The following is a 12853-nucleotide window of genomic DNA, read 5'->3' as shown; positions in this document are numbered from 1 at the left end:
CTTCACCCTGGTCTACCAACAAGAAGCCAATGTTTATCGCAACGAGCAAGCCTTTCCTCGGGTTTTTGTGGTGCATCGGGCTTTTGTGGTATCAGATCCTGAGGAGGTGATTCAGCGGTTGAAGGATGCTTCCTTTGATCTGCGAAGACAGATCCTTTTAGAAGAGAACGTAGAAGAGGTGGGGATGTTAACAGGTTACGGGGCTCCGGTGGAGGACAAATCGGATGTAGAGATCGAAGCCTATACACCCAATCGCGTCATCCTAAAGGCCAGAATGGAACATGATGGGTTTATCGTATTGGGAGATGCTTACTTTCCGGGATGGAAAGGATATGTAGACGGTCGGGAAAGGAAAGTATACCTGACGGATTATTTTATTCGATCCCTCTATGTAGAATCAGGAGTCCATCGGGTAGAACTCAGGTATCAGCCGGTATCCTATAAATTAGGGGCCTGGTTGAGTCTGGTAGGATGTGGGACCCTGGCCGCTATATGGGTTTATCCCTTAGGGAAGAGAAGACTCCTTTTTAACGTCGTTCCAATAACGCCACCGGAAAGTTTGCAAAAATACGATTGAGGGGCAGGATAACGGTTTCATTTCTCTGACCGGTCTCCAGGGTTTCTCCGCTGAAAATATTATAATATCTTTGTCCAGCTTTCTCATGGGGAAGTACGAGAAAAGAATCTCCCCATACCTGCTGACCCAGGGGTAACTCTTCTGGAGCCCGTAGAATTCGAGTCAGAAGTCTGGGCACAACCACTATGATGGCCTGGTCTTCATATTTTCGGATAAAAGCACAGACCTGATCCTTTTTACCCCCTCTATTTTTTAAGGGAATATAAGACCCTTTTAGAAAAAGCTCCTTTTTTGTTCGCCGATAGGTCAGGGTTCGATAGATCACATATAACTTAATCCGACCATCCTCTCTGGTCTCGACTAGTTCCCTGACCAGCTTGATCAGATCTCCCTTTACCTCCTGGCTCTCCCAACCTGGGGGAAGGGGGGATGAGGAGGATCCAAAGATCCGCTCCTTTAAGGCAGAGAGCATCTGACGTCTTAGGGTATAGTCTACGGGCCTTCGATTATCTGGATCTACCAGACTGAGGTTCCAAAGTTCACTACCCTGATAAATCTCCGGGATTCCCGGAGAAGTTAACTTGAGAAGTGTCTGGGAAAGGGAATTATAGATACCGTAATCGGCAATTTTTCTTTGAAAGATTTTAAAATCTTCCAGGAAAGGATTGGGCTTAGAGTTATCCAGAATGGCGGCCACAAAAGCCCTGACCGCCTCGTCATATTCTTTATTGGGGTTAATCCAACTGGTATGGATCTTGGCCTCTTTAATCGCTTTTTGCATGTATTCTTGAATTCTCTCTTGAAAGGTCTGATATTCTTCCTGATTCTTCATCTGAAAGGGCCAGGCCCCCAGCAGGGTTTGATAAAGCAGATATTCTTCATTGGGATCGGGAACCCATTGACCGTTGACGACTATTTTTTTCTTTTTATTGAGCCGACTCCATCGGGTCAGACAACTCCTCCATTCCTGGGGAAGTTCAGAAAGGACGTTAATACGGGCCCGAACGTCTTCTCCCCGTTTGGTATCGTGGGTTGAGGTGGAAAGTAGAGAATAGGGCCAGTGTTTAAGGCGTTCCAGGTTCTTTTTATGAAACGTATCTACAGAAATCCCGAATTTTTGAGGATTTCCGCCCACTTCATTCAAAGATAGCAGACGGTTGTAAATGTAAAATGCCGTATCTTCAAGGCCTTTAGCCATCACCGGACCGGTGAATTGTTGAAATCTCATCACAAAATTCTTTTGCTCGATACGGTCTGACTCATCCAATGTTTCCAGATCCTTGAGGAGCAGAATATCCTTCACAAAATCAAAAACAGATAAGCCGATAATATGTCCTTTCTTTTTAGCAGTTTCAACTGCCTGGTGAATATACACTCGATCCCTTTCTGTAACGGTATCGTTATAACTTCCTATATAGGTTCTATAGATGGGAAAACAGGCGATAATCTCCCGAACTGCATTGGTTAAGCTGTTTAAGGTAAAGTCTCTGAATTTTCTATTTTTCTCTGAAATTCGATTCAACTGATGACCCAGGACATTAATCTCACTGGACATTGCAACTTCCATAATGTACTTCTTTTTCTCATAAACCAGATCCGGAAAGTGAATCCGCGTTCCGATAAATTTGGCATAAAGGGTGGTAAAGGCCCTTTCATGGAATCTATTCACGAAAAGCCCATTGAGGGTATTCATGAAATCATATCCCACCGTACCATAGATAACCCAATCCTCCGGCAGGTTTTCCCCTTCGCTCAAAATCTTTTCTGCAATTAAATAAAAGGGGCGTACCAGAGGGGCATGGGGATTCTTCCTCCATTCTGCCTCGAAACGTTGAAACAATAAGTGCTGGAAGGTTTCTTCCTCTTCTCCTTCTTCCTTTCTCTCCTTCTCCCCTTCTTGACTTTTTGCCCACTGAAGCAGGCAATTTTTCTGGAGTTGTAAAAAGTATTGTGCTGGATTGAAGAGACCATCAGAGTGATCAATCCTCAGACCGGTTACTTTCCCTTCCCGGATCAATTGAAAGAGGAGCCGGTGGGTTTCCTGGAAGACCTCCGGGTTTTCCATACGAATCGCGGCCAGTTCGTTAATATCAAAAAACCGACGATAGTTGATCTCCTCGCCGGCTACATACCAATGGGCTAAACGGTAGGCCTGGGCATCTAAAAGTGCATCCAAAAGGTCAAAACTCCGGGGATCCCCTTTTACACCGTTGAAGATCCGGATGTTCTCTTCAATAAAAGCTCTGACCTCGGGGCTCTCGCTACATAGATTGGCAAGTCGTTTTTTGATGATTTCCTTTTCGCGATGTCTCTCGGCAATTTTTTGTGGATCCTTTTCAGTACGTGGGGGGAGGTAGCTTAAAGCGGTCAGAATACTTTGATATTCCAGAAAGTGCGGATGTTCACTTCCGAGGATTTTCTCCAGTTCAGAAAGGCGATGTTTTAAGATATGGGCAGAGGTCCGGGGCGCAATGGGTAATTTATGTTGATGATACCGAACAAAAAACGCACCCTCTTCAAAGGTCAAAATCAGTTCTTGATTTTCCAAAACTTTACCGTATTGATCCCCTAAAATAGGAAGAAGGACTTTGTTCTCCAATTCGGGTTTCAAAGGTTTCCAATCGATATCGAAAAAAGAGGCAAAGCGGGAACTCGGACCATTCTCGAGAACATCCTGCCACCAGGGATTACTACTTTCTGCAATTCCAACATGATTGGGTACAAAATCGAGAATATGGCCCATGCCGTGTGCTCTCAATTCCTGCACGAATGCTTGGTAATCTTCCTCTGTTCCGATTTCTGGATTAAGGGCATTATGATCTATGATATCATAACCGTGCAGGCTTCCCGGTCGTGCCTTCATGTAAGGAGAGGCGTAACAGTCGCTGATCCCTAGCTCGTAGAGATAGGGAATGAGCCGTTGGGCATCCCGAAAGGTAAAAGTATGATTGAATTGAAGGCGATAAACGGAGATGGGGATCCTGGTAAAAGAGCTGATCTGTTGGATCAGGGTATTTAGATGGTTTTCCATAAAGTTAGAGGAGACAGGCAGGCCGGACGCCTACACTCCTGACTTTAAAGGTTTTGATTTATTCTTACCTCAAAGCCAGGGGCCCCTAATTTTACCCGAATTTTAAATCGTATAAGCATCCTGTAGAGTTAAATTTAAAAACCATTCTTTCTTTACCCCCTCGCTTCTCCTTTCTGGAGGAGGTTTTTGTGGAAGTGCGGGTTAGTAAGCGCGCTCCCACCCTGTCCCTCCCCTCGTTTGGCAGGAGAGGGAACTTCGGAGCAAAGTCCTCCTGCCCCAGTGGGGGAAGGGTCGGGAAAGGGGGCCTATCTACAAGCTTTCTCTAAAAAGCCTTCTAGGTTAACTACCCCTGAAAGCCCTGCTCCCCCTCATTAATAACCAGCAGAAAATAAATTTTAAAAGTAAGTTTAGATAATTATACTCAAATATATCCCTTTTTATCTTATTTTAAATAAAATTTTATCTTCTGACCGATACTATCCCCCTTCCAAGGGTATCTTTTTACCAACCTGACCCCCTAACTCCCTACACGCCAAGTTAAGCTGAAAAGTCCCGGCAGGGACGAATGGTTGGTGGCCCCCGACGCAAGTCGGGGGATTCAGAAATCCAGAATTTTTTCAAGCTCCGTTTCAAGCTCCGAAGGAAACCTCCCCCCACGTAGCGGAAGCGGTGATAGACCCTCGATATTTGGGTTTATTTTAAATAGGTTCCTATTTTTCTTATTATCCCATGGTTTTTTAAATTCAAGACCCTGGGATAAACAATGAAGGAGAAGATCTATGTCCACAAAAACTCGTTTTCTACTTTCGATAATGCTTTTTATTATATTACCTTAAATGCTCAAGGCCATCCCGTTAGTACCGGTGGATTCGGACACTCCGAGTGTAGCCCTGAAGCTACGGCTATTGGTAAAGCCCTTCCAATAGACTTTCCGGTAGGTCCTACACCAGCTCCTTAATCCTTATCCAGGTAGTTAAAGTGAGTCGACGAGCGGTAAATGGGGAGAGTTCCTGAATTCCTGTGCAGGCAGTTAGAGGCAAAGGTAAGGTATTTAGAGATAAAAGCCTGAAAATTCTTTCATCCCGGGGTGAATCTTTCACCCCTTTCTTAGGTTTAAGACCTTCAAAAATAAAAAAGGGATTACACTCCGGTAATCCCTTAACTGATTGAACGTCCCCAGGGGGATTTGAACCCCCGTTGCCGCCGTGAAAGGGCGATGTCCTAAGCCGGGCTAGACGATGGGGACACCAGATAAGCAAGTTTTAATATACGAGGTAGATAAGTTCTCTGTCAATAGGAAGAGCCTAAAATTGTAAAGATTTGCTGAGGGGAGATAGGTCCTTCCCTTAAAACCTTCGGTGTCTCTTCCGATATATCCACAATAGTCGATGACCTTCGATAAAGGGTCTCTCCCTGATCCAAAATTAAATCGACCCTTTCCAGTCCTTCCTCCAGTTGTTGGAGCACTTCTTCTACGGTAAAAGGGGATTCCTTTCCGGAGCTATTGGCACTGGTAGCGGTAATAGGTACCCCGGCGGCCGCTACCAATTGCAGAACCAGATTATTTCCAGGCATCCGTAATCCGATTTTTCCGGTTCCACTAACCAGCAGGTCTGGAACGATTTCCTTTTTTTTAAGAATGAGGGTGAGTGGCCCTGGGAGAAGTTCTCGAAACAACTTTTCCGCTTTTTCATTCCAGACGGCCAGTCGCTGAGCCATCTCCTTATCCGATACCACCAGATGAATCGGTTTATTGAAGGAACGTCCTTTAATTTCAAAAATTTTTCGGATAACCTCTTCCCGAAGACCATCCCCTCCCAGCAAATACCCCGTATCGGTAGGGCAGACAACAATTCCCCCCTCTCGTAGGATCTCTACAGCTTCTTGAAGGATCTGAAGATCCAAGCCATATCGGCAGTCTCTTATAGGCGGTTGTCGGATCATGGATACTAATTAGAACTCCAGATTGGCTTTGGCACTTAAGTCTAAGCCACTCCGTACCCCTTTTTTAAAGAGATGATATCCGAGTCCGGCTATAATGGCAGCGTTATCCGTACACAAAGCCAGACTGGGATAAACCACTTTTAAACCCAACTCACGGCCTTTTTCGGATAAGGTTTTCCGTAACAGGCTGTTGGCAGCGACCCCGCCGGATAAAGTGACGGTAGAAACCCGTTTTTCCTCACTGGCTTTCAAGAGTTTTGCAACCAGTACATCCACCGCTGCCTGTTGAAAACTAGCCAACAGGTCTTCTTCTCGAACCTCTTTACCCTGTGCTTTGGCTTCTCTAACAAAGTAGGTTACGGCTGTTTTTAACCCACTAAAACTGAAATTATAATCTCCACTGTTCAAAAGTGGCCGAGGAAAATCAATGGCTTTGGGATCTCCACCTTTGGCAAGTCGATCGATAATGGGCCCTCCGGGAAATCCCAGATTCAAAAATTTAGCGATTTTATCATAGGCTTCTCCTACCGCATCATCCACGGTTCCACCGAGAATCTCATGTTCTGTTGGAGACTTAATATAAACCAATAACGTATGCCCCCCTGACACCGTTAAATCCAGATGAGGTACTTCCAGATCCGGGTGTTCCATAAAATTCGCATAGGCATGGGCTTCGATATGGTTGACCCCGACCAACGGTTTACGACGTGCATAGGCTATAGCTTTGGCTGCCGAAAGTCCAACCAACAAAGATCCTACCAACCCAGGCTTATAGGTCACTGCGATAGCCTCCGGATCATCCAGGGTAATTCCGGCTTTCTTTAAGGCTTCATCAATAACATACAAAATCAACTCTACATGCTTCCGAGAAGCAATTTCCGGAACGATCCCCCCATATTTTTGGTGAAATTCGTTTTGAGAAGAAATAACATTGGAAAGGATCTTAACCCCGTCCTCTACAACCGCAGCCGCCGTATCATCACAGGATGATTCAATACCTAAAATTAACATAACTCTCTCATCTTATATGGACACAAAGATACCACGAAGAGGGAAGTATGGAAGTATGGGAGTGTGGAAGTTCTAACTTCTGTACCTCCATACTTCCATACTTCCCTCTTCGTGGATAAACAGAATCAATAACTAATAAAAACCTGCAAAAGCGCGATGTCTTTTTACTTTAGTAGTACCTTGTTTACTTAGTTTTGCTTGACTTTTAAGTGGCCCTCACCCCCGAACAAGGTACTAATTTGTATAATATTCTTTAATCTGAAAGAGAATATATAAAATAATCCCGGATCCCAGGATAAAACCCATCAAACTAAGGGTTAAAATGTTATAAATTCCACTTAAAAGGGCTGTATAATAAACCAAATACCAGGATCTTCGTGTTCGCTTGAAAAGCCCGGGAAGGGCCATAATATTTAAAACCAGGGAGCTTCCCACAAAAATCAGGGTTGAAAAGTAATCAAATCCATAGTGAAAGCCTCGGCTGGCTCCCCCTAAAAAACTAAAAGGTAAAATCAATGCACCGAGTCCAAAGGTAATTAACAGAACAGGTAACGAAAAGATAATGATAAGAATGGCGAGCCAGGGAGCAAAATTAACAAAAAGCTCTTTCCAATCGGCAGGCAGCGAAGGAGCTTTTTTTACCAGATAAAGATCCAGCAGCTCTTCCAATCGTCGAAGATAAAATTTAAAATCTGATTGATTAAAAAAACCCATGTATAAATAGTAAAGTAGTCCTTCGTCCTTGTCAAGGATTCTGCCAAGGCTTTCATCTTTTAAATTTTTTTATTCTTTCCCAGGAAGATGGTTTCTGTTGGAGACTTCATTTCATAGGTGATTCCTCGCCAGGTAATGCGTCGGGTAAGCGCAGAGTGGAGGCAAATGTAAAAATTCAGGATGGCTACCAGGGGAGATAAGAGAATATAACTCCATCGGTATTTTTTAAGCTGCTTTTGATCTGTCGGTAAAATCTCAAGAACGGTCTTTAAACGGAGGTAGCTTTTAAGGAGAGGAAAAATTCCCAGACTTCCCAGGATGCCCCAAACCCAGATGTTCGGGTTTCGGCTGTTTAAAATTAAAGCCAGACCAAGACCCAGCGTTCCATTGTAAACAGTAAAAGAAAAAGCTCCCAATTTCCAGAGGAGAGGATGATAGACCCGGGTAATGACCATCTGTCGGGTGCTCCATTCCAGAAATTCCCTCAAACTACAGTTTTCATGGGAGAGTGTCAGGCCTTGAGGAACGAATAAGATCCGATAACCTCTTTTTTTTAAGGCCCAGGTCAGAGCATAATCATCGCTTAATGCCCCTTCCCAGGATTGGAGGACCCCGGTTTTTTCAAATAATTTTCTTGGGATGGCCGTAGATCCTCCCCAGGCAAAGTTAAGCTTAGGATCTTCTAAAATGGGTAAAACATTTCCATTCCAGATAACCCGGAGAAGGGATCCGAGATTTCTCCGGTCCGGGAGATACCAGCGGTATCCCGTGGTTGCACCTATAGGTTTATGGAAGGGTGGGAGGAGGGAAAGACGGGAAAAAGGGGGGATTTGACCCAGGTTTTCCTGGTCTTCTAAGGGCGTACCCTCCCATTCTTCTAACAAGGGGTTGATCAGGTTTCTAAGCCATTGAGGATGAGGACGAATATCAGAATCTGCAAATACATAGATCTCATCTTCAGGGTCTGTGTTCTGAATGGCAATTCTCAAATTATGGATCTTCTGACTGCACCGGGATCCCCATCCGGCGATCAAGACCTTTGCAGGGATCCGGGGATTTTCTCGAATGATCTGGTGAAGTACGGGAAAGGCCGGATCCTCTGGAGTGGCCGTCACAAATAAAATATGATAGACAGGATAATCTTGCTGGAAGAAAGCCTGAACATTCTCTTTAAAACCGGGGTCAAGACCTTTACAGGGGATGATGACAACCGCCTTACAAGACTGGAAAGTTGGAGGTGAATCTTTGGTTAGGAAACGTCGGATACGATGATGATATCTCAGTCCCCCCCATAAGGTATAGAGGTTTTCAAGGATAACCAGCCCTCCGAAGAGAAAAAACAGGAATTCAATTCCCACTCCCATGGTTCATCGTTCATGGTTTGCAGGTGGGTAACAGATCATTATCCTGGGATCATCAACCCAACGATTTAATCTTTTCCACGACCTCGTTAATAATCGAATCCGGCGTGGAGGCTCCTGCAGAGACACCAACCGTTTGGGCTCCATGGAACCAGGCTGGATTCAGGTCGGCAGCAGACTCTACCTGGTAGGTTCGAGGGTTGAGGGATTGGGAGATAGCCGTGAGTCGCTTGGTATTGGCGCTGGTAAAAGAACCTACAATGATCATCACATCGTTTTCCAGGGGCATGGTCCGAATCTCATTCTGGTGAGCGGTTGTAGGCCCACAGATGGTATTAATAAACTTTAATTCCTGGCATTTACCTACCAACTTGGCTACAATCTTCTGGACGTTTTCAATGTTTTGGGTGGATTGGACGACGACCCCTATTTTTTTCATTCGACCGACTTTATCTGCTTCCTCCGGTTTGGCGATAACGATGGCGTCTTTAACCTGACCGGAAATTCCTATCACCTCATCATGCCCGTGATCTCCGATAATTACCACCCGGTAGCCTTCTTTTTCAAGCTCTCGGGCATATTCATGGATTTCTAAAACAAGGGGACAGGTTGCATCGACCACCTGAAGTCCTCGCTTTTTAGCTTCTTCATAAATACTGGGGACCGCTCCATGGGCCCGAATTAAAAGAATCCCCGAGTCGATATCCTGGACCTGATTTACCACTTTTACTCCGGCTTCATGGATAGACTTAACCACGTGTTCGTTATGCACAATATGTCCCAGCATGTGGACAGGCCCTTGTTTACTTTGGGCTGTATCCAGAGCAATCTGGATGGCGTCCCGAACTCCAAAGCAAAATCCTGCACTTTTAGCTATACGAACTGTGATCATTTTACTCTCCCATGTTTCAAGGGTTTTATTTAACGTAATGGAGATTCCAAATTATTTAAAATAAAGTACAAGATAAATATTGACTGTTACCTCAAGTTTTGTCAAGATATCTATCACAAAAAGATGGACTGGGCGGTTTTACCTTGGCTAAACAGCTAGCTTACTTAAAAGGAGGATAACGGTGAGATCAAAAATCTTAATAAAAGCTTTGAAGTTTTACGGGTCGGGTCCTTTTCTGGTCAGCCTGATAAGCTTGACAACAGCCTGGGGGGGTCCTCTGGAAGAAGGGGAAAAGTATGAAAGGCAACACCTCTATTATCAGGCTGCCCAGGAGTATCGTAAAATTGATAATCCAGAATTACGAGAACTGAAATTGAATCATCTCAATACCGGCTGGAATGGTTTAGATGGTCAAATTATGAAGGCCCAGGAAAATGTAGCAAAGAATCCGAATTCTGCAGAGGCCCATTATCAATTGGCAGATAAATATTATCAAAAAGGGGAGGCTTTGATAGCTTATCAGCGGACGAATCTCAAGAATTATCCGGAGACCACTCTAGAGACCGAGAAAACCTTTTTTTTCAATGCCGCTACAATGGAAAGCAACCAGGCGCTCCAATTAAATCCAAATTATCCCCAGGCCCATCTCCTCCTTGGCAAAATTTATTTAGTCCAGGGTAAGAAACCCGAAGCTATCCAGGAGATTAATCAGGCTCTTGCCCTGGATCCCAATTTTAGAGACGGTTATATCTCTTTAGCTCAAACCTATCTGACCGATAAGTCTTATGATCAAGCCGAAGCAAGCCTATTAAAACTGGTAGAATTAAATCCCAACGATGCAGCCACCCATACACTGTTGGGTAACCTCTATCTTGAACGAAAAGACCCTGGTAAGGCGATTTCAGAGTTTAACAGGGTAATTCAACTGAATCCTTCAGATGGAGAGGTGACTACGCTTTTAGCTAAAGCTTATCATCTTTATGGAAAGGATTTGTACCGGGAAGGAAAGTACGATCAGGCGGTGGAAGCATTTCAAAAAGCCTTTCAGTTGAGATCTTTGAAGGAATATTACGATGATTTACAGACGGCCCTGAAGAGGCAAGAAGAGGTGAGATTGGCAAGCTTTTCCAAACCGGAGAAAGCAAAGGAAGAAATCTCGAAGCCCGCTTACAAAAAGAAAAAGAAAAGCCTTCGGAGGTCTAAAGTAAAAGCTGTAGCGGGAAAATCACAGAGAAAAGCCCCGTCTGTCCAGCCTCCGGCTCCTGCACCCCAAGCTCCGGCTTCCGGTGTCCAAACGCCTACCCAACCGTCTTCCCAACCTTCGGCTCCTGCACCTCAAGCTCCCACTTCGGGTGCTCCGACTCCTCCAGCTCAATCTCCCGTACAACCCCCTGCAGGGAAGCCTGCAAGTCCCGGGCAGCCTGCTGAACAATCACCTCCTTCGACCGGCCAGGCTCCGCCATCAGGACCCCCCGGTCAACCCCCACAACCTGCGCCGGGAGAGCAGAGATAATAGAAGTATGGGGGTATGGGAGTGTGGAAGTTAGAACTTCCATACCCCCCACTCCCATACTTCCATACCCCCCCCCCACTCCCACACGCCTCCTTAACCTTGAATTTATGCGATAAACGTTCCGCTTTTACCCCCGGTTTTTTTGACGAGGTGAATATCGGAGATTCTCATTCCGCGGTCTACGGCTTTACACATATCGTAAATAGTTAAAGCTGCAATGGAGACCGCGGTAAGGGCTTCCATTTCGACCCCTGTTTTATCTGTGATACGGACTTCGGCCCGGATTTCAATTTTACTCTCTGCCTCTACGGGATTAAAAAAGATATCGATTCCTGTAATGGCCAGTGGATGGCAGAGAGGAATCAGTTCACTGGTTTTTTTAGCTGCCATAATCCCGGCTATCCGGGCCACGCCGAATACGTCACCCTTGGCAATTTTCTGATTCACAATCATCCGGAAGGTTTCCGGCTTCATGTAAACTACCCCCTGGGCTACAGCTTCTCGCCGGGTGGAAGCCTTATCGCTCACATCTACCATGTGGGCCTGACCTTGATCATCAAAATGGGTTAAGGGATTCATGAATTAATAATAAAGGAGAAAAGGGGATAAAAACAAGGTCCTTTATTGCTCAAATTTTGTTTTTTCGATAGCTTTTTCTTGACAAATCCCTCTCTTTATGCCACTTTACTTGGAAGTTGAAGATAGCTTAGAGACACACCGAAAGGTTTTATTTTAATCGTTGTTTTTTAATAAACGTTATTTCGGTATGGTGGAATAAGGAGAGAATTATGTCCGTTAAGAAGGATAGGAAGTCCACTGAGGGGAATGTTCGCAGGGTTACAAAAGGGTTCTACGGTTCCGAGGCTTATATTGAAAATCGGGACTCCGGTCGAAGCGATATTTTGGTGGTTGAGTACTGGAAAGATATCGATGCGCCTCCCACGGGGTCTGAGGAGCTGGAGTTAAATCAAGGGGTAACGATACCGGATTTTGACATGATTGTCTGTTCGTGTGGCTATCGAAGTGGTCCTTCTGTCCATGGAGTCATCTGGAATGATTCCCCCCGTGCGGAGCTCTGGATTTTCAGGGAAGGTCATGGACCCCGGGAGTATATAGATTTCTTGCCTCCTCCCGATGCCAATGGGGCCTTCTCATTTGCGTTTGATGTAGGACCCGGAGAGGTTTATCGGTTTATCGCAGTCAGTCCCTTACAGGAAGGACAAACGTAAAAACAGCGTAGACGGCATGTGGCGAAGAATGGATGAGTACTATTTGCTACGTGTTGTTCCCTACCCGACGGAGTGTGGCCGACGCAGCTTTGAAAAAAAGACTTAAAGAGATTCTGATTCAGGCGACCGGTCTTAATCTAACCCCCCATGAAATTGGGGATGATACTCCCCTGACAAAGCTTGGGGTCGATTCTATGGCAGCTTTGGAAGTTGTGGTTGCTCTGGAGACTGAATTTGGGGTTTCCATTACCGATATGGAAACCGGTATGAAGGCATTTGCCAGCATCAATTCTTTAGCCAAATTTGTAGAAAAAAATCGGACGTAATCTGGACTTATAAAGTAGTCTGTTATGGCAAAGAATCCTTCGGTAAAGTTTGTCTTGAGTTTATCGAAGGGCTCAAAATAAACTCCGTGGTGAAGCCATCCATCAACGGGAGCTGGCTTCGCCAGGAATGACGCCTTATCTGTTGAGTTACGAATTCCCTGGAGAGCCGGTGGCCAAAATTGTACTTCCCCATCCAGGGTGAGCCGGAGAGGGCTACGGCTTTAAGGAAAATAGTTCAATCTGAGACCGATCTTA

The 12853-nt window shown here is 45.1% G+C and carries 12 protein-coding genes and 1 tRNA gene; 5 read left to right on the top strand and 8 right to left on the bottom strand.

Going from position 1 to position 12853, the window contains the following annotated elements; translation table 11 throughout:
* Nucleotides 1-577, top strand: a 577-nt coding sequence (locus VNM22_04985) for a hypothetical protein (GenBank protein HWP46495.1), incomplete at its 5' end; no start/stop codon positions are given.
* On the opposite strand, the gene treY is transcribed toward VNM22_04985, so the two are convergent.
* Entirely contained in the window at nt 528-3608 is a 3081-nt protein-coding gene (gene treY / locus VNM22_04980) for a malto-oligosyltrehalose synthase (GenBank protein ID HWP46494.1), read from the bottom strand. The two genes, VNM22_04985 and treY, sit on opposite strands and share 50 nt — an antisense overlap.
* Nucleotides 3609-4371: 763 nt before the next feature.
* Here treY and VNM22_04975 point away from each other — a divergent pair.
* A complete protein-coding gene (locus tag VNM22_04975; GenBank protein HWP46493.1) occupies nt 4372-4566 on the top strand; it encodes a hypothetical protein in 195 nt (64 codons plus the stop codon).
* A gap of 213 nt (nt 4567-4779) precedes the next feature.
* Here VNM22_04975 and VNM22_04970 read toward each other — a convergent pair.
* The 6 genes from VNM22_04970 to VNM22_04945 all read right to left on the bottom strand — a co-directional run bounded on the left by VNM22_04970 (nt 4780) and on the right by VNM22_04945 (nt 9530).
* A tRNA-Glu gene (locus VNM22_04970) sits at nt 4780-4854 on the bottom strand.
* A gap of 44 nt (nt 4855-4898) precedes the next feature.
* The gene (locus tag VNM22_04965) at nt 4899-5552 is read right to left on the bottom strand and encodes an L-threonylcarbamoyladenylate synthase (GenBank protein ID HWP46492.1); all 654 of its coding nucleotides are present in this window, start codon (nt 5550-5552) and stop codon (nt 4899-4901) included.
* A gap of 9 nt (nt 5553-5561) precedes the next feature.
* Nucleotides 5562-6563 carry a tRNA (adenosine(37)-N6)-threonylcarbamoyltransferase complex transferase subunit TsaD gene (gene tsaD / locus VNM22_04960; GenBank protein ID HWP46491.1) on the bottom strand — a complete coding sequence of 334 codons (1002 nt, stop codon included), beginning with the start codon at nt 6561-6563 and terminating at the stop codon, nt 5562-5564.
* 234 nt (nt 6564-6797) lie between these two features.
* On the bottom strand, nt 6798-7277 hold the full coding sequence (locus VNM22_04955) for a hypothetical protein (GenBank protein ID HWP46490.1): 480 nt from the start codon (nt 7275-7277) through the stop codon (nt 6798-6800).
* Between the two features lie 59 nt (nt 7278-7336).
* Nucleotides 7337-8641, bottom strand: a complete 1305-nt coding sequence (locus VNM22_04950) for a glycosyltransferase (GenBank protein ID HWP46489.1) — start codon at nt 8639-8641, stop codon at nt 7337-7339.
* Between the two features lie 52 nt (nt 8642-8693).
* Nucleotides 8694-9530 carry a 4-hydroxy-3-methylbut-2-enyl diphosphate reductase gene (locus VNM22_04945; GenBank protein HWP46488.1) on the bottom strand — a complete coding sequence of 279 codons (837 nt, stop codon included), beginning with the start codon at nt 9528-9530 and terminating at the stop codon, nt 8694-8696.
* Nucleotides 9531-9711: 181 nt separating this feature from the next.
* Between VNM22_04945 and VNM22_04940 the strand changes: the two genes are divergently transcribed.
* Entirely contained in the window at nt 9712-11043 is a 1332-nt protein-coding gene (locus VNM22_04940) for a tetratricopeptide repeat protein (GenBank protein ID HWP46487.1), read from the top strand.
* Nucleotides 11044-11148: 105 nt separating this feature from the next.
* On the opposite strand, the gene moaC is transcribed toward VNM22_04940, so the two are convergent.
* Entirely contained in the window at nt 11149-11622 is a 474-nt protein-coding gene (moaC, locus tag VNM22_04935; protein HWP46486.1) for a cyclic pyranopterin monophosphate synthase MoaC, read from the bottom strand.
* Between the two features lie 209 nt (nt 11623-11831).
* Here moaC and VNM22_04930 point away from each other — a divergent pair, with 209 nt between their 5' ends.
* Together VNM22_04930 and VNM22_04925 are read left to right on the top strand one after the other, a co-directional pair.
* Entirely contained in the window at nt 11832-12272 is a 441-nt protein-coding gene (locus tag VNM22_04930) for a hypothetical protein (protein ID HWP46485.1), read from the top strand.
* Nucleotides 12273-12304: 32 nt separating this feature from the next.
* A complete protein-coding gene (locus VNM22_04925) occupies nt 12305-12598 on the top strand; it encodes an acyl carrier protein (GenBank protein ID HWP46484.1) in 294 nt (97 codons plus the stop codon).
* Nucleotides 12599-12853: the final 255 nt, after the last annotated feature.

This window comes from Candidatus Limnocylindrales bacterium (assembly GCA_035559535.1).
Taxonomy (GTDB): Bacteria; Moduliflexota; Moduliflexia; order Moduliflexales; family JAUQPW01; genus JAUQPW01.
This window is presented reverse-complemented; position numbering and strand designations above follow the sequence as displayed.

Excerpts from the sequence above, each read along its gene's own strand:
- treY (HWP46494.1), bottom strand. The coding sequence starts at position 3,608 with ATGGAAAACCATCTAAATACCCTGATCCAACAGATCAGCTCTTTTACC.
- VNM22_04975 (HWP46493.1), top strand. The coding sequence starts at position 4,372 with ATGAAGGAGAAGATCTATGTCCACAAAAACTCGTTTTCTACTTTCGAT.
- VNM22_04965 (HWP46492.1), bottom strand. The coding sequence starts at position 5,552 with ATGATCCGACAACCGCCTATAAGAGACTGCCGATATGGCTTGGATCTT.
- tsaD (HWP46491.1), bottom strand. The coding sequence starts at position 6,563 with ATGTTAATTTTAGGTATTGAATCATCCTGTGATGATACGGCGGCTGCG.
- VNM22_04955 (HWP46490.1), bottom strand. The coding sequence starts at position 7,277 with ATGGGTTTTTTTAATCAATCAGATTTTAAATTTTATCTTCGACGATTG.
- VNM22_04950 (HWP46489.1), bottom strand. The coding sequence starts at position 8,641 with ATGGGAGTGGGAATTGAATTCCTGTTTTTTCTCTTCGGAGGGCTGGTT.
- VNM22_04945 (HWP46488.1), bottom strand. The coding sequence starts at position 9,530 with ATGATCACAGTTCGTATAGCTAAAAGTGCAGGATTTTGCTTTGGAGTT.
- moaC (HWP46486.1), bottom strand. The coding sequence starts at position 11,622 with ATGAATCCCTTAACCCATTTTGATGATCAAGGTCAGGCCCACATGGTA.
- VNM22_04930 (HWP46485.1), top strand. The coding sequence starts at position 11,832 with ATGTCCGTTAAGAAGGATAGGAAGTCCACTGAGGGGAATGTTCGCAGG.
- VNM22_04925 (HWP46484.1), top strand. The coding sequence starts at position 12,305 with ATGAGTACTATTTGCTACGTGTTGTTCCCTACCCGACGGAGTGTGGCC.